This window comes from Sphingomonas sp. PL-96 (assembly GCF_020707215.1).
Taxonomy (GTDB): domain Bacteria; phylum Pseudomonadota; class Alphaproteobacteria; order Sphingomonadales; family Sphingomonadaceae; genus Sphingomonas.
Window position 1 is genome coordinate 714,236 of record NZ_JAJFET010000001.1, and the last position, 19,440, is coordinate 733,675.

At 60.4% G+C, this 19,440-nt stretch carries 17 protein-coding genes and 1 tRNA gene; 10 read left to right on the top strand and 8 right to left on the bottom strand.

Annotated elements, in window-relative coordinates; genetic code table 11:
* The first annotated feature begins 838 nt into the window (after nucleotides 1-838).
* Nucleotides 839-2,266 (top strand): hypothetical protein, encoded by a 1,428-nt coding sequence (locus tag LK533_RS03330; protein WP_229361341.1) that lies wholly within the window; start codon nucleotides 839-841, stop codon nucleotides 2,264-2,266.
* A gap of 59 nt (nucleotides 2,267-2,325) precedes the next feature.
* On the opposite strand, the gene LK533_RS03335 is transcribed toward LK533_RS03330, so the two are convergent.
* Nucleotides 2,326-2,589: a helix-turn-helix domain-containing protein gene (locus LK533_RS03335; RefSeq protein ID WP_229361342.1), complete on the bottom strand. Its 264-nt coding sequence runs from the start codon at nucleotides 2,587-2,589 to the stop codon at nucleotides 2,326-2,328.
* A gap of 73 nt (nucleotides 2,590-2,662) precedes the next feature.
* On the opposite strand from LK533_RS03335, the gene LK533_RS03340 reads away from it, so the two are divergent.
* Nucleotides 2,663-3,280 carry a hypothetical protein gene (locus LK533_RS03340; protein ID WP_229361343.1) on the top strand — a complete coding sequence of 206 codons (618 nt, stop codon included), beginning with the start codon at nucleotides 2,663-2,665 and terminating at the stop codon, nucleotides 3,278-3,280.
* A gap of 377 nt (nucleotides 3,281-3,657) precedes the next feature.
* Nucleotides 3,658-4,113, top strand: a complete 456-nt coding sequence (locus LK533_RS03345; RefSeq protein ID WP_229361344.1) for a nuclear transport factor 2 family protein — start codon at nucleotides 3,658-3,660, stop codon at nucleotides 4,111-4,113.
* A 153-nt stretch (nucleotides 4,114-4,266) separates the two neighbouring features.
* Here the strand turns inward: LK533_RS03345 and LK533_RS03350 are convergent, their stop codons facing one another.
* Nucleotides 4,267-4,743 (bottom strand): hypothetical protein, encoded by a 477-nt coding sequence (locus LK533_RS03350; protein ID WP_229361345.1) that lies wholly within the window; start codon nucleotides 4,741-4,743, stop codon nucleotides 4,267-4,269.
* Between the two features lie 274 nt (nucleotides 4,744-5,017).
* On the opposite strand from LK533_RS03350, the gene LK533_RS03355 reads away from it, so the two are divergent.
* Nucleotides 5,018-6,076, top strand: coding sequence for an NAD(P)H-dependent flavin oxidoreductase (locus tag LK533_RS03355; RefSeq protein WP_229361346.1), 1,059 nt, complete (start codon nucleotides 5,018-5,020; stop codon nucleotides 6,074-6,076).
* A gap of 232 nt (nucleotides 6,077-6,308) precedes the next feature.
* Here LK533_RS03355 and LK533_RS03360 read toward each other — a convergent pair whose 3' ends face one another.
* From LK533_RS03360 to LK533_RS17910, 5 genes are all read right to left on the bottom strand, one after another.
* On the bottom strand, nucleotides 6,309-6,647 hold the full coding sequence (locus LK533_RS03360) for a hypothetical protein (RefSeq protein WP_229361347.1): 339 nt from the start codon (nucleotides 6,645-6,647) through the stop codon (nucleotides 6,309-6,311).
* Nucleotides 6,648-7,657: 1,010 nt separating this feature from the next.
* A complete protein-coding gene (locus tag LK533_RS03365) occupies nucleotides 7,658-8,206 on the bottom strand; it encodes a recombinase family protein (RefSeq protein WP_229361348.1) in 549 nt (182 codons plus the stop codon).
* Between the two features lie 186 nt (nucleotides 8,207-8,392).
* Nucleotides 8,393-11,443: a hypothetical protein gene (locus tag LK533_RS03370; RefSeq protein WP_229361349.1), complete on the bottom strand. Its 3,051-nt coding sequence runs from the start codon at nucleotides 11,441-11,443 to the stop codon at nucleotides 8,393-8,395.
* A gap of 263 nt (nucleotides 11,444-11,706) precedes the next feature.
* Nucleotides 11,707-11,973 carry a hypothetical protein gene (locus LK533_RS03375; protein ID WP_229361350.1) on the bottom strand — a complete coding sequence of 89 codons (267 nt, stop codon included), beginning with the start codon at nucleotides 11,971-11,973 and terminating at the stop codon, nucleotides 11,707-11,709.
* Nucleotides 11,970-12,350, bottom strand: coding sequence for a helix-turn-helix domain-containing protein (locus LK533_RS17910; protein ID WP_324255252.1), 381 nt, complete (start codon nucleotides 12,348-12,350; stop codon nucleotides 11,970-11,972). The genes LK533_RS03375 and LK533_RS17910 overlap by 4 nt, the downstream gene beginning before the upstream one ends.
* 167 nt (nucleotides 12,351-12,517) lie before the next feature.
* On the opposite strand from LK533_RS17910, the gene LK533_RS03385 reads away from it, so the two are divergent.
* Together LK533_RS03385 and LK533_RS18030 are read left to right on the top strand one after the other, a co-directional pair.
* Nucleotides 12,518-13,408, top strand: coding sequence for a tyrosine-type recombinase/integrase (locus LK533_RS03385; protein WP_229361352.1), 891 nt, complete (start codon nucleotides 12,518-12,520; stop codon nucleotides 13,406-13,408).
* The gene (locus tag LK533_RS18030; protein WP_420705805.1) at nucleotides 13,312-13,581 is read left to right on the top strand and encodes a tyrosine-type recombinase/integrase; all 270 of its coding nucleotides are present in this window, start codon (nucleotides 13,312-13,314) and stop codon (nucleotides 13,579-13,581) included. Before LK533_RS03385 ends, LK533_RS18030 begins: the two co-directional genes overlap by 97 nt.
* A 58-nt stretch (nucleotides 13,582-13,639) precedes the next feature.
* Here the strand turns inward: LK533_RS18030 and LK533_RS03390 are convergent.
* Nucleotides 13,640-13,713: transfer RNA gene (locus LK533_RS03390), tRNA-Cys, on the bottom strand.
* Nucleotides 13,714-13,895: 182 nt separating this feature from the next.
* Here LK533_RS03390 and LK533_RS03395 point away from each other — a divergent pair.
* Genes LK533_RS03395 through LK533_RS03410 form a run of 4 tightly spaced genes read left to right on the top strand, consistent with a single transcriptional unit; the run spans nucleotide 13,896 to nucleotide 19,406 of the window.
* Nucleotides 13,896-14,561 carry a protein-L-isoaspartate O-methyltransferase family protein gene (locus LK533_RS03395; RefSeq protein WP_229361353.1) on the top strand — a complete coding sequence of 222 codons (666 nt, stop codon included), beginning with the start codon at nucleotides 13,896-13,898 and terminating at the stop codon, nucleotides 14,559-14,561.
* Between the two features lie 30 nt (nucleotides 14,562-14,591).
* Nucleotides 14,592-16,160, top strand: a complete 1,569-nt coding sequence (locus LK533_RS03400) for a TolC family outer membrane protein (RefSeq protein ID WP_229361354.1) — start codon at nucleotides 14,592-14,594, stop codon at nucleotides 16,158-16,160.
* 33 nt (nucleotides 16,161-16,193) lie between these two features.
* On the top strand, nucleotides 16,194-16,673 hold the full coding sequence (locus LK533_RS03405; protein WP_229361740.1) for a DUF2497 domain-containing protein: 480 nt from the start codon (nucleotides 16,194-16,196) through the stop codon (nucleotides 16,671-16,673).
* 54 nt (nucleotides 16,674-16,727) lie between these two features.
* Nucleotides 16,728-19,406: a valine--tRNA ligase gene (locus tag LK533_RS03410; RefSeq protein ID WP_229361355.1), complete on the top strand. Its 2,679-nt coding sequence runs from the start codon at nucleotides 16,728-16,730 to the stop codon at nucleotides 19,404-19,406.
* Nucleotides 19,407-19,440 lie beyond the last annotated feature (34 nt).

Consider the following 19,440-nt stretch of genomic DNA (forward strand, 5'->3'; position numbering starts at 1 on the left):
CCAGCGACGACTTGGGCGCGGCAACCAAGATCGTCGACAGCTATGCGGCGGCAATGAGCAAGTGCATTCGATCACTGAGGCGGGGTTGTCACATCATCCCATCATCACCGAATTTTCGCGACGGATGGTTCCTCGCTGGATGCACCGCCGACCGGACCTACTGTGACGTGACGAGATGGCGCGGCCGTGTCAGCAACCGTAGCTGCGATAAAGGCTGTGCGCCGGTGTCGGGCCCAGACAAGCGCCCGAAGGAAAACGCCCATGGTTCCAGTTGCGTATGGTAGCCGATGGAGGCCCGACCGGGAATCGAACCCGGGTGCAAGGATTTGCAGTCGTTGGTCTTGGGACTGCGAGCTTTTGCGTAACCGTACGAACTTTTGCGAAAGCAATAACTTAGACGGTCTCAAAGAAGGCTGTTCTAACGGTGGATTGCGGCAGATCGCGACAATCTCCGGGCCTGATTACACAGGAATTACATCGATCCAGCGGCTTTGGAGGGGCTTGATGCCTCGGTGTGAGGAAGCAATCGAGAAAAGATTTCAGTGACAGTAAAGAATTGCGCCTGCCATAAAGCAGCAGAACATCAGTTGTAACTTCTAATGTGATCAGAAGCCGTTAACATTTTATAACAATAGTAAACGTCCTTAAATCAGAGACAGCGTTTCGAATTATTATAGAACTAGACAGGGTTGATCCCAAACCGGAGTGAATCGAAGGGGCGGTGACAAAACCGTTCTCCTATGGTATCTCTTTCCTCCTGTATCCCCTCTCCAGTTTATCTATAACTCTACTATAAAATGAAAGTATAAGGAGGATTCAACGAAACAAGGAAAAAACAATGTACTCGGAATTTAAACAAGAAGAAAACTCCACAGGCGTTATTTTGATTGGTGGCGTGTGTGGAGAGGGCGGGCCAAAAAAACTCATCTCAACAAAGGGAGGCTCGGGCTTATCAACGGAAAGAGTAGACTCTTGTTATATGTCTCTATCATTTCAGCCCACTACACTCGAGGCAGGCGCCTTGGTGGATCGCGTAGCGGCCGCAATTCACAAAGAGTCCGATCCTAAAAGAGGGCTGACTAAAAAGCAGCGCAAGGCTGTGGGTGCGGTGCTAGCGGACTTGCTGAAGGCGGCCGCATGCACAACGGGCGGCTCTGCATATCGGCCGGTAATGGCTGCTTCGTTTAAGCGCTCGCCAGTCGGGCGAGTGCCCTTCAATTGGGTAGTGAGCGGGCTTGAGCGGCTTGGCTGGCTTGAGATAACTAAGGGTTACCTCGCCTCCACTAAGAAGGGCGCGGAACGACGCGCTACGGAGTTCAAGGCAACCCCTTGTCTGTTGGCGGAGTGCGCTGCCGCGAACGTGAGCGGGGCCTCTTGGAAGGATCACTTTGACCTTTTGAACGGGGCGGAGAATGTGCCAACCGTTGTCGCAAGAGCTACGTCGACAAAGGAGTTCGGCGCTTGGGGCGACAAGCGACGAGGGCGGGCGATCGTTATCGATCGCACCCACTTCAACGTGGCTCGTGACGAGAGCATGCTCGCCGAAATCAATGCGTTTCTTCAGCGGTACGAGGTGCTCCCGCCAGGTGCATTCAATGCGCTTACAAGGCTGTACAACAACGCCGATAGTCCCGGCTTTGCATACGACCAAGGAGGGCGTCTCTACGATTTGGTGGGTAATTACCAGCGCCTGCCAAAATCCGAGCGCAGCGATATGAGGCTTGATGGGGAGGGGGTGGCGGAGATCGACTTGCAAGCAAGTCACATGACCATCTTGCGTGCCCTAAATGGTATTTCCTTTGATCCAGCTAAGGACCCGTATGACGACCCCTTGCTTCCTCGTCCCGTGTTCAAGTCATACGTCAGCATGGCTCTAGGCGGTGGATCGCTGCCGAACAGGTGGTCGAAAGAAGCGAAAGACGACTATGCAGAAAGGAGCGGTGGTGCCAATTTGCAACGTGACTTTCCAGCCGCGCAAGTTCGCGCTGCCGTGCTACGCGCGCATCCATTTTTAGACGATTGGCCTACATCGACCATCCGTTGGGGTGATCTGCAATACCTTGAAAGCACAATCCTGCTAGATGCCGTGCATTCCTTAGCTATGCACTACGGCATACCAGCGCTCCCGGTGCATGACTCGCTTATTGTTCCACGGTCAAAGATCGCTATTGCTGATAGAACTTTGCGACAGAGCTTTCAGTCTCACACGGGAATCTTGCCCGGAATTAAGGTCACTAAGCTCCCGTCCTCTAATTGTCTCGTGTGAGGCTCGGCAGTGAGGTGAATTCTGAGAGCGCGGTTCAGTATCATTCGATGTCGCTTTTTCTAGGACTTCGCCTTGTCCAACGTTCTCAGAAGGTTTTCGCCATCGACGTTCAGCGCTGCCGCTATGTCCATGAATTCTACTACGTCGAGGCGGCGTTCCCCTGTTTCATAGCGGCTGACGAACTGCTGATGACGTTGGAGGCGAGTAGCCAGGGCTCCTTGGCTCAGCTGCGCTTCCTTACGGGCCTCAACCAGCCGACCGATAAGCGCCCTGTAACGCTCGTCGGCAAAGCCCTTGTTTCGGGATGATGGTGTCGCTGCCATCCCTCGGGAGTCGCAGCTATTGATTCCTACACAGAAACCGTGTGGAACCCCGCCATCTAACAAGGGGGACCGTGTGGATACGGACGATAGCAGCAGCACACCGAAATCGAGCTACTTCCATTGCCCGTCCTGTGGCAGACCGACGACCGAAGAGCTTGAACGTTGTAGGCATTGCAAGGCGGTGCTTCGGCCCGGAGACCAGCCGAACGGCTCAGCAGCAGGCGATGGCTTCTTTGCGCGAAATTTCGCCGATGAAGGAGCCAAGGGAGTGATTGGCTGTGCCGTAATGGCGTTAGTGCCAATGTTCCTGCTTGTCGGGGGCGTCTCCTATTGCTCGAACCAGTCGGCGGAAAAAGAGCGCATAGCTGCCCAAGAAGCGGCCGCCCAAGCGAAGGTTGACGAGGAACGGTATCAGGAGTCTGTACGGACGGGACAGGTTTGCGCGGATGGTCCCAACGATGCGGTTACGGCGCTAGAGTTGAACGTCCAGCGCCGCCTAAAGGACCCCGGCAGCTACCACCACTTGGGAACAGTCATTCGTCCGGCAGAGAACGGAAGAGGATACGACGCGCTAATGCGCTATCGGTCCCGTAACTCGTTCGGAGGCTACGTCACCGGAACGGTAGCGGCTAAGCTATATCTGGCTGAGCGGAATGTTTGCGAGGTTGCGAGCTTTGACGTGATTGACTAAATCTTTCGATCCAGAGCGTGCGGCGGGATGATGAAGACAGCGCCGCAGCGTCTGCCTGGGGATCCACGTTCTGTATCGCCTGATTTAGGTTTAGGATGCCCCTTAGAGAGCCTTGGGGGCAGTACAGCCCCCCAAGGTCCCTCTTTGCACTCCTAGGCCTCCTGAGCCTCTTTAGGAGGGGCTTTGCTGCTCGCGCGGAGCACCGAGAGCCGCTTAGTTTTGATTATGATAGGCGAGTAGATGGTGAGGCCACTTCAGCCGTTCGCATTAGGCAAAGCCGACCCCGAAACGGACCGGCAGAGAACGCCCAGTTGCGGACGTTGCGAAAGTGCCCTGACACCTGCATTCTTGCCGCTGGCTCATCCAAGGTGACTTGCATGCGAAACCTGATGTTTGCGGCCCTTCTACCTGCCATCACCATTGCCTACGCAGCGCAGGCCCAAAGCGGCCCTGTCGAGGTGCGCAGAGCCATTGCTGGCATGAACGTCGCCGCCTCCAAACTCGACGCGGATACGTTCATGGTATGGTACTGGAACTCTCCATCGCTCGTTATCACGTTCGACGGCGAGGTGATGCGGGGATGGCAGAACATCCTGGCCGCACAGCGGGGCTGGTGGAACGATAAGAAAAGCGGAGTGCGGTTCACGGAGGCGCGTGAGCCCGAGATCGTGTCTCAAGGCCGCGACATTATCACAACGATCCAGTGGATGAACGTTGCGGACCGGAAGTCAGCCTCGCCCTCTAAACTGGTCATCACATCGGTATGGCGGAAGCGAGCTGAGGGTTGGCGGATCGTCCTTGCTCACGAGTCTTTCGTGCCGCCATCTCAATAACGCCGAATGTCCGCTTTCCACCACTTGTTGCCGTTCGTCGCAGGGAAACCGGATCCCCGAACCGGACCGGCAGGAAACGCCCACTTGCGGACATTCGTTCGGTTTGCTCTGCGATGCTCGTATTGGAACAGGCTGCCCAGCAGCCATCTTACATCACGAGTCTAGCCGGAGTTCCTGCGCCAGCTTTTCCTGCATGGGGTCTGCTACATACCGAACGTGAGCGACCGCTTCACGTATTGCCTCGGCGTCCTTACCCTCGATACGACGGTCGGTGATCGCTTCGAGCAGATCACACAGATCCATGAACCGGTCGATCGACAGACCTGGCAGGCCCTGCATCCTAGTCGCCGTTCTTGCAAATGCGGCAAGCTCAGCTCGCAACGCTATCGTCTCGCCAAACGTAATTTCGTGCTCGAGGTAAGAACGTGAGGCGTCGATGATGCCGCGTAGAAGGATGTAAAGGTGCGTTGCCACGTCCGTCTCGAACGTCGCTTGCTTCTTCTTCGCTTCATCCTCTGCAATACGAGCTCGCTTGCGATCTAAGAAGTAGAACGTCGCCGCTGTTCCAGCCCCGCCGACACCGCCGACTGCGCCAACCCAATCAGCAACGCTCCCCCAATCGATCGCCACTTCCCCGTGCCCCTCGGAAAAGACGAAAGATACCGGAGCAGAAGGCGCCCGGCAACGTCGGCTTTCCACCCAGTTCCGGCCGTTCGCGACCGAGGTACTGTCCGCCCTGCTCCAGCAGACACCGCAGAAACGCTAGGGTCCGGAGCGGTTCACGCTGAGCGATACCCCTGCCGTACCCCCATGCGGACGGCGGCTATAGCCCAGAAGCCGACGTTCACTTCGCGCTTCGAGATGCCCATAAGTGGACGATCGCTCATTGCAGATTGCTGTGCTCATGTCCTTGGTTGATCATTTTGAACTCGCGGTGCCGTTGGTCCAAGCTCCGATGGCCGGCGTCTCGACGCCGCTCCTGGCCGGGTTGGCTTGCGAAGCTGGGGCGTTGGGTTCGATCGGGGTCGGCGCGACCGACGCTGCGGGTGCCCGCGCGATGATCGAGGAGGTGCGTGCCCGCACTCGCCGCGCTTTCAACGTCAATCTGTTCGTGCATGGCAGCCCCGCGCCCGATCCGGAGCGGGAGGCCACTTGGCTGGAATGGCTTGCCCCGCTGTTTGCCGAATTTGGTGATGAGCCGCCAGCAACGCTGCGCACCATCTACAGGAGCTTCGCCGAAGATCCTGACATGCTGGCGATGCTGTTAGAGCTCGTGCCACCAGTAGTCAGCTTCCACTTCGGACTGCCCTCTGCTGACATTCTTTCAGCTCTACGCGAGCGAGGCATCTACCTGATGGCAACTGCCACCAGCCTAGAGGAGGCACGAGCGATCGAAGCGGCGGGGATCGACGCGATCGTTGCGCAGGGTATCGAAGCAGGCGGCCACCGTGGCATGTTCGACCCTACCGGACCAGACGATGCACTCGGCACCTTCCCGCTGACGCGACTGCTGGTTCGCAGTTCTGGACTGCCGATCATCGCGGCGGGCGGTATCATGGACGGTGCCGGCATCGCTGCTGCACTCGATCTCGGCGCGGTGGCTGCGCAGCTCGGCACCGCGTTCGTCGCGTGTCCCGAGTCTGCGGCGGATGAAGCTTATCGCGCCGCCCTTAAAGGGCCGGGAGGGCATCATACGACCCTTACGTCGTTGATTTCTGGTCGCCCAGCGCGGGCACTGGCCAACCGCTTCACGGCGTTGTCTGATCAGCGCGGCGAACGCCGGCAACCCGATTACCCAATAGCCTATGATGCTGGAAAAGCTTTGAATGCAGCCGCCAAGGCTAGGGGCGAGCATGGTTTCGGCGCGCAATGGGCTGGACAAGGCGCCCCGCTGTCGCGCGCCATGCCGGTCGTGGAGCTAGTTCAAACCCTCCGAGAAGAGCTGGAACGCTGCCGAGCCTAAGCACCTACGCCGACGAGGTTCTCCGTGGCAGTAACGCCGCTTTCAGCCGTTCGCATGAGGCAAAGCGGACACCAGAAGCGGCCCGGCGGCGCACTCACCAATTTGCAACGGTAGCGGCGGAGACACCCCCCGCCCTGGCTCAGCAAACAAGACGGAAAACGTAGGACAGAAAGCAGCCGTCGTCCGAGCGATACTTCGGCGGCACCCCCACTCAGGGGGCGGCAGAAAACGCTCACCGGTGGTCGCCCGCGCCGATTGGCGGGTGCTCAGCGTCAAGTCGTGGTGAATGGCGAAAGGAGGGATGAACGCTGCCGTGTTTGCAGGGCTCCTCAGGCTTCTCGTTCCAATAGCCAGCCTCTCCATCCGGCTGCTGATCCACGCGCTTGATAATCAACGTACCAGATAACTCCTCGTTTGATTCCCTAACCTCGCCCGACACAGCCATCCCGAACTCACAAAGGCTTATATCTAAGTCGGACGTGGGTTCGACGACCTGTTCGGCAGCTTTGCAGCCTTGGCAATCAGGGTCGAAAACCGCCCTATAGAGCCCTCGTTTTCCCTTGATGCTCACGAGAGCGCTTTTGTCTCCGAAATGAACGATCTCTATCCGCTGCCGAGTTAAGCGGGCGCCAGCCCCTGGAAGATGTTGCTGGATTGGACACGAAGAGAGCGATGACACCGCAACGAGGGCTAATGGGACGGCCGACGTTATCTTCATTGTCATAGGTTGGCAGAGCGCAGCTACCCCGGCAATCGCAGCTTTCATCTCCACTGCGCTGAAGGCAGACGGTTCCAACCCGCACTTCCGACCATTCGCGCCGGAGAGACCCTCCGCCGGGCCCAGCTAGGCACCGCAGAAAACCTTGGCCTACGAGCCGCAACCGCTGAGCTGTACCCCTCCGATACCCCTAACCGGCAACGGCAAGTAACGCCGGTTGAAACCACCCCAATAAGCGGACATCGGGCTTGCCGGTTTAGCGACGATCCCACATGCTCGTGGTCATGCTTCGAGCGCCTATGCCATTGCTGCTTTTGATTGCCGGTTGTGGGTCTTCGCCTACGTCCCAGCAGTGCGCCAAGCTAATGACGGATCACGCCATAATCGAGCGGTGTGGAAGCGGAAGTATGCGCGGTATTTGGAAGGATGCCGAAGACTGCTTTCCGCTTAGCAAGCCAGAACGGATAACCGGCCTAGTTATACGAGACTTCGAGCGATCTGAACTGTTTGTCGGCGCATCGAGGCCCACGCCTGAAATGCGTCGGTATACAGAAGGGATATGGTTGGAATGGTCGCAAAGGACGAGAGATGAAGCACCTCGCGCAATCGAGTCTGGTGCTTATCTCATAAAGTTTGAGGGTCGTCGATCCGCTTGCCCGAAACCCGCTGGCAGGCTCAACGGCTATGGCCACATGAGCCAATATCGTGAGCTTGCGATAGTCGATCACCTGATCTCTTGGAAGCAAGTCGCTCGGTTGCCGGACCCGTTTAGAAGCAACCCGTAAGGTCCGCTTTCCACCCAACTTTCGCCGTTCCCGAAGTATGTGGCGACCCCTGTCGAGTGCCAGCTTGCGCTTAGAAAGCTAGGCGTCCGCTAACGCCCTGTAGACGCTCGCTCGCCCAATGCCGAGCTGCTGAGCGATAGCAGAAGCCCCAAGCCCCTCTGCACGAAGCGCGCGGACGCGCGTTACATCGACGCTAGGAACTCGCCCCTTATAGACGCCAGCCGCCTTAGCCCGCGCAATGCCTTCCATCTGGCGTTCGCGCCGAAGGTTTGTTTCGAACTCGGCAAACACCGCCAGCATTTGGAGAAACGCAACACCGGCTGGTGTTGAGGTATCCACCGGTTGCTCCGTGGCACGGAGGAAGGCACCCTTAGCTTTAAGCGCCGCGACGATCTCCTCAAGGTCCTTCACGGAACGCGCCAGGCGATCGATCCGCGTAACCATCAACGTATCGCCCGCACGGATGAACGAAAGCACGGTTTGAAGCTCGCTACGGCCTTCCGTGGTCGTGCCACTCTTCTTTTCGGACCGGATGATGGTGCAGCCAGCCGCCCGCAAGGCAGCCTCTTGGATAGAACAATCCTGATCGTCGGTGCTGACGCGGGCGTAACCGATGGTAGTTGTCATGGGGTGCCTCAATAGGGTCTTAGAGGCTCCTGCGTAGGTGTATCATTACGGAGAGTCAAACCCTATTGGGACGTCCTTTCCGTCTCAGCCTTCCGTCCCATTCGAGTATACCCTATGGTATCGAAGCATCGATCGTCACACGACACACAGGGCTCAGTCATCAGGCGGAGTACCCTCCAGATCGAACTATGAGGCCGTATCCGCGCCCTTCTTCACGTGCTCGATGCGGGAGTCGGAAGGAGCCATACCGATCGGGCGAAGGGCTCGTCGTGCCGAATTGACGAAATGACGTGAATTTACCGACTTGTAGTGATGCCAAAACACCCTCCACAGCAGGTGACTAGCCAGCACCACTCTCATCATTGGCACTCCTGAATAGTCACCTAACGACTTTTTGAAGGATTCCTTCCCTTTCTCAGCATCGATCTCTATTGTCCAGGAACTCCGAATAATCGCCTCCACCTGCGTTCTTGGAGTTATGCTTTCGAGAACAGGCAGGAGAACCTTAACTCCGGCAGCCGAACTAACCCGCCAGAGCACTCTCCCCATTGGCTCTGCCATCGCATTTAGCTCGAAGCCGTGGATAAAGAGTTGCAGGTCATTCTTGATAGCTTCGAACTGAGTCTTTTCTGCCCCAAACTCGTCCACCATTCTCCAGATGTTCTCGTCTGATAGCAAATCGTTACGCATGCGTCCGAAGTCAAAACGTAACCGATTGCGCGTCCAGATATTAGAAAAGTGGTGCCCAATTTGCAGCACGAGGTTCGCGAGCGTGATTTTGGTCTGACCGGAAAGGCTTTCACTTCCCGCGCCTACCGCCGTACTTACTAGGGACAGGGCGCGTGCCAAATCGTCTAACACCGTAAATTCCTGCTGTATCTCGACGGGCAGCGACACCGGCTCGGGCTGAATCAGGTTCTTTACTTCACCTCCTACGTAGCGCTTGGCGTCTAGTATACGCTGCTTCTCTGACCTTAGGTTTTCATCCGGGCGGTCGTCTTCCATTTTTGATGCGCGGGATAGCAGTCCCTCAGTTAAGCCTCGTAATTGCTTCGTACTGGAAAGTGCTGCCAGCTTTTGCTCTGTTCCGTCATAGATGTGTGCGCCCGCGTACTCAACCTTGGCATGGTCAACCACGCCGTTCGCGAAAAGGATGACCGCTTCTACTACCGCGGGATCAGGTCCCAATTCACAGTACAGGTCGAAAGCGTAGTAATTGAACGTCGGACTTGTTGGGTCGAATACCGAAACAGCGAGTTGCGCATCTTCTCTTAGAGCCTGCGCAATCAGGTAGCTCTCTAAATACGGATGCGAAAAAAAGATGACGCCGTTAGAGCGATATAGAATACCCATGTCGAAGAAGGGGGTGAGGAACTCCGTAGCGGAATTTGGAAACATTCTCTCTTCGATAAACTGGCTAGCTAGCTCAAGAAGACCCAATTCCGACAGGCGGGCGCCATTCTTTATCTCAGCTAGAGCAGCTCGCCGCAGGAACGTCTCTCGCGTTGTACGACTTAGCGGAGGACGCGCTTTATCCGCAGCCACCACGAGCGTCAGGAGCGACGTTACCGCAAACTGTATCAGCTCCGCCCGCTTATTGGCATTGATAATTGCCGCGATAGTCTCTTCCTGGATGCTCGCGAAGTACGTAGGATGTGCGTCAAGCTTGAACTTACGAAAAGTATCGTCCAACCTAATCGCAACAGCCTCCGCTTCGTGTGGCGTCATGTCGAACGCTTTTTCCAAGAAGAAGGCAGTCTCTGTAAAAGAAATAGGGGCTATTTGATACTCTTGAAAACCATTCTGCTTGAAGAAGTTGTCAGCTTCCGCTACGGAGTCTTCCGACTTCGTGATAATGACAACTAATGCGTCCACGGCGTTTATCTGCTGTGCGATGAAGTTCAGCCGGCTTTTTGAGTGGAACGGCGGCTCTTCTATTATTAGCACGAGCTTGTACTGGTTTCGGTCAGCATCCACCATTCCATCGGGCAGCGCCCTCGCCAGTCCGTTCTGAGGTGGGATTAGTTGGTCACCGTCAAGAACATAGGGAAGGACCACCTTCCCGCCGATCTGCTGGCGGATCAGCGAGTAGGCTAGAGACCAGCCGAGAGATTGGCTCGGGTAGCTGCGCGGGAGCCGAAGAACTATTCTCTTTTCTGAGCAGAAGCAGTCAATCAGCGAAAGCGGAGTGTCGCCGATCTCCGAGGCATCCACGTTCTCGGCGAAGCCGATGCGCCTCACGCGCGGCATGGGCAAATAGTAGCTGTCGGGCTTAGCGCGGAATTCGGGCGACCGTTCCACCAGGCGGGCTCGGATTGTGGCCTCTAGCTCTGACACGATGTTTCGGGCAGGCTCGGACGCGGGGAAAAGAAGCCCTTCCACAGCGGACTGGCTATAACGCTTCTGCTGCGCAACCCGGATGAACCGATCACTCTGCAATTGTACTTTCAGCAACTCGCAGGCAGCCAGCATAGCAAGACGCCTCGCGCCGCCTTCTGTTTCGTCTTCAAGTGCGGCCTTAGCAGCGTCAGCTAAGTCACTTATGCCGCGTATAGCGACGGCGGGCACCTTCGCAGCCTTCAGCCGCCCGAAGACACCTCCCGACTCGGTTTCGACTGCTGCAACTTTTCGGTGCAGAGCTTGAAGCTTCTCTCGGAACTCGTCACTTGCGACTACTGGTCCACAGGCAATCGGCCCGATGTGCACCTCCGGCCCACCGTTGCGAACGATGCCATCGACGCCGCTTTCTTCGGCTAGCGCCTGTGTATAGGCCCGCCACTCTTGATAACTGCCGGTGAGAGAAGGATGAACCTGCAAGAAGGTGAAACTAGCAACAAGATCAGCTTCCACGGAGTAGAAATCCGGGGCAAAAGCTATTGCAGTATTACCCTTTTTGTCCGATATTTTAGCATTGTGAAGAACGTCAATGATCTCGTTTGATACGCATACGTCACCAACGCGGAGGTCCGACGATATACCTCCAGCGATACCTACGACGACTACAAGGTCTGCGTTGAAAGCTTGCACTGCGGCATCCGCGGAAAGCAAGGCACTTTGCGAACCCATCTGTGATGCCAAGATGGACACTAGTCGCACGTCGTCACGATTGGAATGATGCTCGATCCGCACCGATTCTGCCGTGCTATGGTCAGCCTTGAAGGGAAAGACCTTCGAAAACAGGCTAAACTCTTCTCGAAGCGCGATGAGCGCGACTATCGTGATCTTATCTGTCGTCATACAACAGGTTATGCATGCCAAGCGCACTCCGTCTATAGAATATTCGAAGGATGCTGCATCGCTGATGTTGGGCAGTATGTGGGACCAATCAGCCACTTACCCTAATGTCTCTTTCGAAACAGAGGCTTACGAGCAGGGGTGGCGGAGGAAGCTAGCGGAATGCCCCTGCTAGTTTACTTCCCATCTGTAGCTCAGCGCGGCCTCCTAATGAGCCATATGCCGCGCTGGCTGCTGCGAAGGTCCAATTGGCAGGAGGCAGCCCTCTATTCACTGGAGGTGTGTGGTTCCGCGGGCTTGGGGTGCTGATAGACCTTACGCAGTTCGGTACCCGCTTTCACGACAACGTAGTCCGTCCCGAGCACTAGGACGTGGGCGTCGCGTTCCGCTGCTGCGATCGCGAGGCGGCTTTCATTGCTTGACGCATCAAAACGCGCTCGATCAATGCGCCCCACTCCGCCCGTACGGAAGTTAAGCAACCCGAAGAGTTGATCGATAAGCTGTGCTTCCGTGGCGATGTACTTGGTGCTCATCGACCTTCCTCGCTCGCCATGAACGCGTGCAAATCTGAGACGCGGTAGAACCGGCGACCTCCAATCTTGAGGCTATTGGGGCCAATGCCCCTACGATGCCAATCGGCAAGGGTAGAAGCCGCCAACCCAAGGTAGGCTGCTGCTTCCGGACGGTTTAGGCGCCCCGGCGCACCACGGTTTGCTTCTTCAAGTGTAATCTTTGGCATTGACAATCCATAGTCCATCCATCGCAGGATTGCGATTGGCCGCTGCCACATAAGTGCAAAGCGATGGCTGTCAAGTAGCGCGAGGCGGTGGCGCAAACAACAAATTCTCAGTAAACTTCTATAGTTCTTGCATTTAAAGAAAAGAGACAGTTGTTTTGCCGGCGCGCCCATTTGACAGGACTCTAGCCCGCGCTGTAGAAGGCGCGGAGGAAGTCGATATGTCAGTACGGTTTAGCAAGCTAACTCGACCTGCTGTGCGGGCTTTGAGGGCAGGAGAATCTATAACGGAGCACGGGATCACGGCTTCGAAGGGCCCGAGCGGCGTTACTACTTACCGCGTGAACGTCATGGTCGATGGTCGAAGGATTAACCGCACTGTGGGTCGTGACTCGGACGGCGTTAACCGGGAGCACGCTGAGAAGCTGATTGAGAGATTCCGAACGGAGGCGAGGGAAGGGCGGCTTTCTCTTCCAGCTGGTAGGAAGCTGCACCGGACAGTAGCCGAGGCGGCCAAAGAGTATCTCGAACGCTCTCAGCACGAAGGTGGCAAGAATCTTGTTCCTAAAACTCGGCATTTGAGATTGCAGCTAGTCCCGTTCTTCGGAAATCAGCGACTTGATGCGATCTCAGAGCTGGACCTTGCGCGCTTTCGGCGAAGCCGCACCGACGAAGGAGTCTCCATTGCGACTATCAATCGGGAGGTCGCGACGTTGCGGCATCTGCTTAACTCGGCTGTTAAGTGGAAGTGGATGCCCGCAGACCGAGTGCCGGAGATCCGCTGCGCGCCCGAACCTCAGATTCCTATGAGCGTCCTTAGCGATGAAGAGGCGCAGGCTCTGATGAGGGCGGCTCGCGCGGACCACGACCCTCTCTGTCATCTATTTGTCGCATTTGGGCTTGGTTCGGCGATGCGTCACCGCGAAATCCTCGCTTGTCGGTACGATCAACTCGATGAAGCAAATCGTCGCCTCTTCATTCCTAAGGCGAAAGCAGGAGAGAGGGTTCAGCCCCTGACGGCAGGTTTGATGAGCCTGATGGTCAAGGAGCGAGCATTGCAGCCCAGCGGCAGCGCGGACGGCTGGATTTCCCGTCTGCGCAGCCTGGGCAGTCAAAAGCAGGGCACCGAACCAACATGGCTCGACAGTTTGCACGCGCAGTGGTCCGCGCTGGCTTGGACCCCCAGAAGGTCACGCCGCATACGATGCGGCGGACGGCTATTACTCGCCTAGTCAAAGCAGGTGTCGATCTGCCGACGATCCAAAGGATCAGTGGCCACAAGACGCTGGCGATGGTTCTCCGATACGTTCACTTGAACGATCAGCACATCGACGCGGCTATAGGGAAGCTGGAATACGGAGTGCCTGACTCGATTACACAGGATTTACACATCGCTGCAGAGTAGCTGCCGCCATCGCAGGACAGAACTTCCGAATTTCCGCAGCTTTGCAAGGGTTTGCCGATGGAGGCCCGACCGGGAATCGAACCCGGGTGCAAGGATTTGCAGTCCTCTGCGTCACCACTCCGCCATCGGGCCTCGACGTCGGGAGGCGGGCAATTGCTCGGTTTTCGCCCCGCGGTCAACCGGGTTTCGGTAGCCGCTCCACTGTGACCCAGAAAATGGCGGCGGTCGCTTGGCTGGGAAGCGAGCGCGAAGTACATAGCGTCGATCCCAACAAGTGTATTGCACGAATAATACAGGCGTGCGACAGGAGCATCATGGACGGTTCGGCAGATACTCTCCGCTTTGACGAAATGCGCGCAGCAATGGTGGCGAGCCAGCTGCGCACCAGCGCAGTCGACGACTCGCGGGTGGTGAAGGCGATGGGCGAGGTCCCGCGGGAGCGATTCGTGCCGGCCGCATCGCGTGCGATCGCCTATTACGACCGCGAGGTGGCGCTGGGCAACGGTCGCGCGATGAACGCGCCGCTCGCCTCGGGCCGGCTGGTGACCGAAGCCGAGATTCTGCCGACCGACCGCGTGCTGCTGATCGGCGCCGCAACCGGCTACACCGCGGCGGTGCTCGCCAAGCTGGCGGGTTCGGTCGTGGCACTCGAAGAGGATGCAACCTTGGCTGCCCAGGCGCGCGATGCGCTCGCCGGGACGGCGAACGTGACCGTGGCCGAAGGTCCGCTGGTCGCGGGCTGGGCGCAGGGCGGCCCCTATGACGCGGTCGTCATCGACGGCGGCGTGGAGTCCGTGCCGGACGCGATCGTCCAGCAGGTCAAGATCGACGGGCGGATCACCACCGGGTTGATCGACCGTGGCGTGCGCCGGCTTGCTGCCGGGCGGCGTAGCGAGGGCGGTTTCGGGCTGACCGACTTCGCGGATGTGGATTGCGTGGTGCTGCCGGGGTTCGCCAAGCCGCCAAGCTTCCAGTTCTAAAAGCTCGCGCAAAACCAGGGGAGGGGGAGTATGCGCGCGTTTCGTTGGATCGCCGGGGTCAGCCTGGCGGCATGTGCAGCGTCGTCGGCGGGGGCGGAGACGCTGCGCGAGGCGCTGGTGCGCGCCTATGCCAGCAACCCGCAGTTGACCGGGGAGCGCGCCAACCTGCGCGCCACCGACGAAGGCGTGCCACTCGCGCGCGCCTCCGGCCTGCCGCAGCTGAGCGCCGACGGCTCGTATAGCGAGAACGTCCTCAACACGACGAACAACAGCATCGCCCAGCCGCGCCGGACGGCGACCGCAGGGGTTAATCTTGCCGTCCCGCTCTACAGCGGCGGCGCGGTGCGCAATTCGGTGCGTGCCGCCGAGCGGCGGGTCCAGGCGGGGCGTGCCAACCTGCGCAGCGTCGAGGCGAACGTGTTCACGCAGGTAGTCGCCGCCTACAACGACGCTCTGCGGGACGAGGCGATCGTGCGCCTCAACCAGCAGAACGTCCGCGTGCTGGAGGTGAACCTTCAGGCGTCCCGCGACCGGTTCGAGGTGGGCGACCTCACGCGAACCGACGTGGCCCAGTCTGAGGCGCGGCTCGCGTCGGCACAGGCGCAGTTGCGCAGTGCCGAGGCGCAACTGATCACCAGCCGCGAGAACTATGTGGAGGTGACCGGGGCTGCTCCGGGAACCCTGGCACCGCCGCCGGAGCTTCCGAACCTTCCTGGCGACCCGCAAGGGGCGGTGACGGTTGCGGTCGACAACAATCCAGCCCTTCAGGCGGCACAGCGGGAGAGCGACGCCGCCGGTTTCGACGTCCGCGTCGCCCGCGCAAGCCGCCTGCCGCGGGTGTCGGCGGTGAGCGGCGGCAGCTACTCGACGGTTCTCAACTCGATCCCGGACATCAACGGCATCCGCATTTCCGCCGACGGCGCCTCTGTCACGGCGGGGTTGCAGCTGTCGGTGCCGCTGTTCCAGGGCGGAGGCCCGGCCGCACAGGTCCGTCAGGCGCAGGCGGTCGAAAGCTCGGCGATCGAGCGCGTGACCCAGGTGGAGCGCGGCGTCGTCTCCGACGTGCGGTCTGCCTTCGCCGCCTGGCGGTCGTCGCTCGGCGTGATCCAGTCGTCGGAGGTGCAGGTCGCCGCCAACCGCCTTTCGCTGGAGGGCGTGCGCGCAGAGAACAGCGTCGGCACCCGCACCATCCTCGACATCCTGAATGCGGAGCAGGAGCTGCTCAATTCGCAGGTCCAGCTCGTGTCGGCGCGGCGCGACGCCTATGTCGCGGGCTTCGCGCTCCTGGCGGCGATGGGCCGGGCGGAGGCACAGGACCTGGGGCTGGACGGCGGCGCACTCTACGATCCGACCGCCAATTACAGCCGGGTGCGCAACCGCATCTGGGACTGGGACAGCGACCCTGCGCCCAAGCCGGTGGCGAGCACCACCGTCGGCACGCCCGCGCAGACGCCGGTCGTCACGCGCGAGCTGGAGCCGGAGCTTCGCAAGGACGTGAATCCCTATGGCATCACCGACGGCGGCGATGCCGCCAATCGCCGGGGTGGCGACGCAGCGACGCGCCCCGTTGACACCAATCGTGCAAACCCCGACAGCTGATCGGTCAGGAAGACGGTAACCATGAGGTTCGCGGTGGGGGACATGAGTACCGAGACGTCGATGGAGGACATCCTCTCGTCGATCAAACGGATCATCGCCGAAGAGGGCGATGGCCCGGTCTCGCGCGTCCGCAAGCCGGTGCGGCCACCGGCGCCCGTCTATGACGAGGACGACGAGGACGAGGTCCTGGAGCTGAACGACGCGGTGAGCGAGCCGCTGCCGTCGCGTGCCGCAGCCGCGCCAGTGACCGCCGCTCCGGCTACCGCCGCTGCACCGCAGCCGGAGATCGACCCCGCCATCCTGTCCGCCCGTGCGGCCGAGGCGAGCCGCGGTGCGCTGGAAGCCCTGTCGCGCATGGTGGTGAAGCCGGAGGCGCCGGGGGCCGATTCGCTCGAGGGGCTGGTCCGCGAGATGCTGCGCCCGATGCTGCGCGACTGGCTCGATGCCAAGCTGCCCGCGATCGTCGAGACGATGGTCGCGCGCGAGATCGCCCGCATCAGCGGCCGGGAGTAAGCCGCGCCCCGCGGGCGCTTGCGTCCGCGCGGTGGCTGCGCCATGCGCTCGGCCATGACCGAGCTTGCAAAGACCTTTGATCCCGCCGCCATCGAAACGCGCTGGTACGCGCATTGGGAAGAGCAGGGGCTGTTCCGCCCCGAGCGGACGGGCGCCGAGCCCTGGACGATCGTCAACCCGCCGCCCAACGTCACGGGCAGCCTCCACATCGGCCACGCGCTCGACAACACGCTGCAGGACATTCTCGTCCGCCACGCGCGCCTGCAGGGCAAGGACGCGCGCTGGGTCGTAGGCACCGATCACGCCGGCATCGCCACGCAGATGGTGGTCGAGCGCACGCTCGCGAAGGATGGCGTGAAGCGCACCGATCTCGGCCGCGAGGCGTTCGTGGACAAGGTGTGGGAGTGGAAGGCGGAGAGCGGCGGCCAGATCACCGGCCAGCTGCGCCGCCTGGGCTGCTCGATGGACTGGGCCCATGAGCGCTTCACCATGGACGAGGGCTTCACCAAGGCCGTCGTGAAGGTGTTCGTGCAGCTGCACCGCGACGGGCTGCTCTACCGCGACAAGCGGCTGGTGAACTGGGACCCGCATTTCGGCACCGCGATCAGCGACCTGGAGGTCGAGACGCGCGAAGTGCAGGGCAGCTTCTGGCACCTGCGCTATCCGCTCGCCGACGGATCGGGCGAGATCCGCGTCGCCACCACCCGGCCGGAGACGCTGCTCGCCGACATGGCGGTGGCGGTGCATCCGGAGGATCCGCGCTACACCGGGCTGATCGGCAAGCAGGTGCGCCTGCCGATCACCGGCCGGCTGGTGCCGATCGTCGGCGACGAGCATGCCGATCCGGCGCTGGGCTCGGGCGCGGTCAAGATCACGCCGGGCCATGACTTCAACGACTTCGAGGTCGGCCGGCGCGCCGGCATCGAGGCGCGCGACATGCTCAACATGCTCGACGCCAAGGCGCAGGTCACCCAGACTGCCGACGGATTGGTGCCCGAGGAGCTGCTGGGCGTCGACCGGTTCGAAGCCCGCAAGGCGATCGTCGCCCGGCTGAAGGAAGAGGGCTTCCTCGTCCCCCACCTCGACAAGGACGGCAACGCGCACGACGCCGAGCCGCGCACCATCCAGACGCCCTATGGCGACCGTTCGGGCGTGGTGATCGAGCCGTGGCTGACCGACCAGTGGTATGTCGATGCCAAGACGCTGGCGCAGCCGGCGATCGAGGCGGTCCGCTCGGGCAAGACCCAGATCGTGCCCAAGAGCTGGGAAAAGACCTATTACAACTGGATGGAGAACATCCAGCCGTGGTGCGTCTCCCGCCAGCTGTGGTGGGGGCATCGCATCCCCGCGTGGTTCGCGGACGATGGCCGCGTGTTTGTCGCCGAGACCGAGGAAGCGGCACAGGCGGAAGCCGGCGAGGGCGTCGTGCTCACCCGCGATCCCGACGTGCTCGACACCTGGTTCTCCTCGGCGCTATGGCCGTTCGCGACGCTCGGCTGGCCGGAGAACACCGATCCGACGCTCGGCGGGCGCTACTCGAACGACGTGCTGATTTCGGGCTTCGACATCCTGTTCTTCTGGGATGCGCGGATGATGATGCAGGGCCTGCACTTCATGGGCGAGGTGCCGTTCCGCAAGCTCTACCTGCATGGGCTGGTGCGCGCGGCCGACGGCGCCAAGATGTCCAAGTCCAAGGGCAACACCGTCGATCCGCTGGGGCTGATCGACCAGTACGGCGCCGACGCGCTGCGCTTCTTCATGGCGGCGATGGAGAGCCAGGGCCGCGACATCAAGATGGATGAGAAGCGGGTCGAGGGATACCGCAACTTCGCGACCAAGCTGTGGAACGCGTCGCGCTTCGCCCAGGCGAACGGCATCGGCGCGTCCACCACGCTGGAGCCGCCGGCGGCGAACCTCGCGGTCAACAAGTGGATCGTCGCGGAGACGGTGGCCTGCGTGCAGGCGGTCGACCTGGCGCTCGCCGACCTGCGCTTCGACGGCGCGGCCAACGCGATCTACCAGTTCGTGTGGAGCCGCTTCTGCGACTGGTACCTCGAACTCATCAAGCCGGTGCTGCAGGGCGAAGGTACCGCGGGTGCTGACGAGACTCGCGCGGTTGCCGGCTGGGTGCTCGACCAGATCCTGGTGATGCTGCACCCGTTCATGCCCTTCATCACCGAAGAGCTGTGGCATGCGATGGGCACGCGCTCGAACGACCTGATCGTGGCGCGCTGGCCGATCCCGGACGCGCGTGCGCTCGACCCGGCGGCGAGCCAGGAGATCGACTGGGTGATCCGCCTGGTGAGCGAAGTGCGCGCCGCGCGCACCGAGCTGAACGTGCCGCCGGGCGCGCGTCTGCCGATCCACGTTCGCGACGCCTCGTCGCTGACGGCCGAGCGCATGGCGGCGCAGGAAAGCGTGCTCGCGCGCCTCGCCCGCGTCGACGTGGCCACCGGTGAGGTGCCGGCGGGTGGCGCGCTCCAGATCGTGGTGGATGAGGCGACCTTTGTGTTGCCGCTGGCAGGCGTCGTCGACCTGGAGGCCGAACGTGCCCGCCTGACCAAGGCGATCGCCGCAGCCGAAAAGGAGCGGGACTCGCTGGGCGCTCGCCTGGAGAACCCGAACTTCGCGGCGCGCGCAAAGCCGGAGGCGGTGGAAAAGGCCCGCGCCGACCACGCCGACAAGCAGGCGGAAGCCGCGCGGCTCCAGGCGGCACTCGGGCGGCTGGGGTAAGGGTCCACGCTTCCCCTGCGGGAGTGGTGGGCGG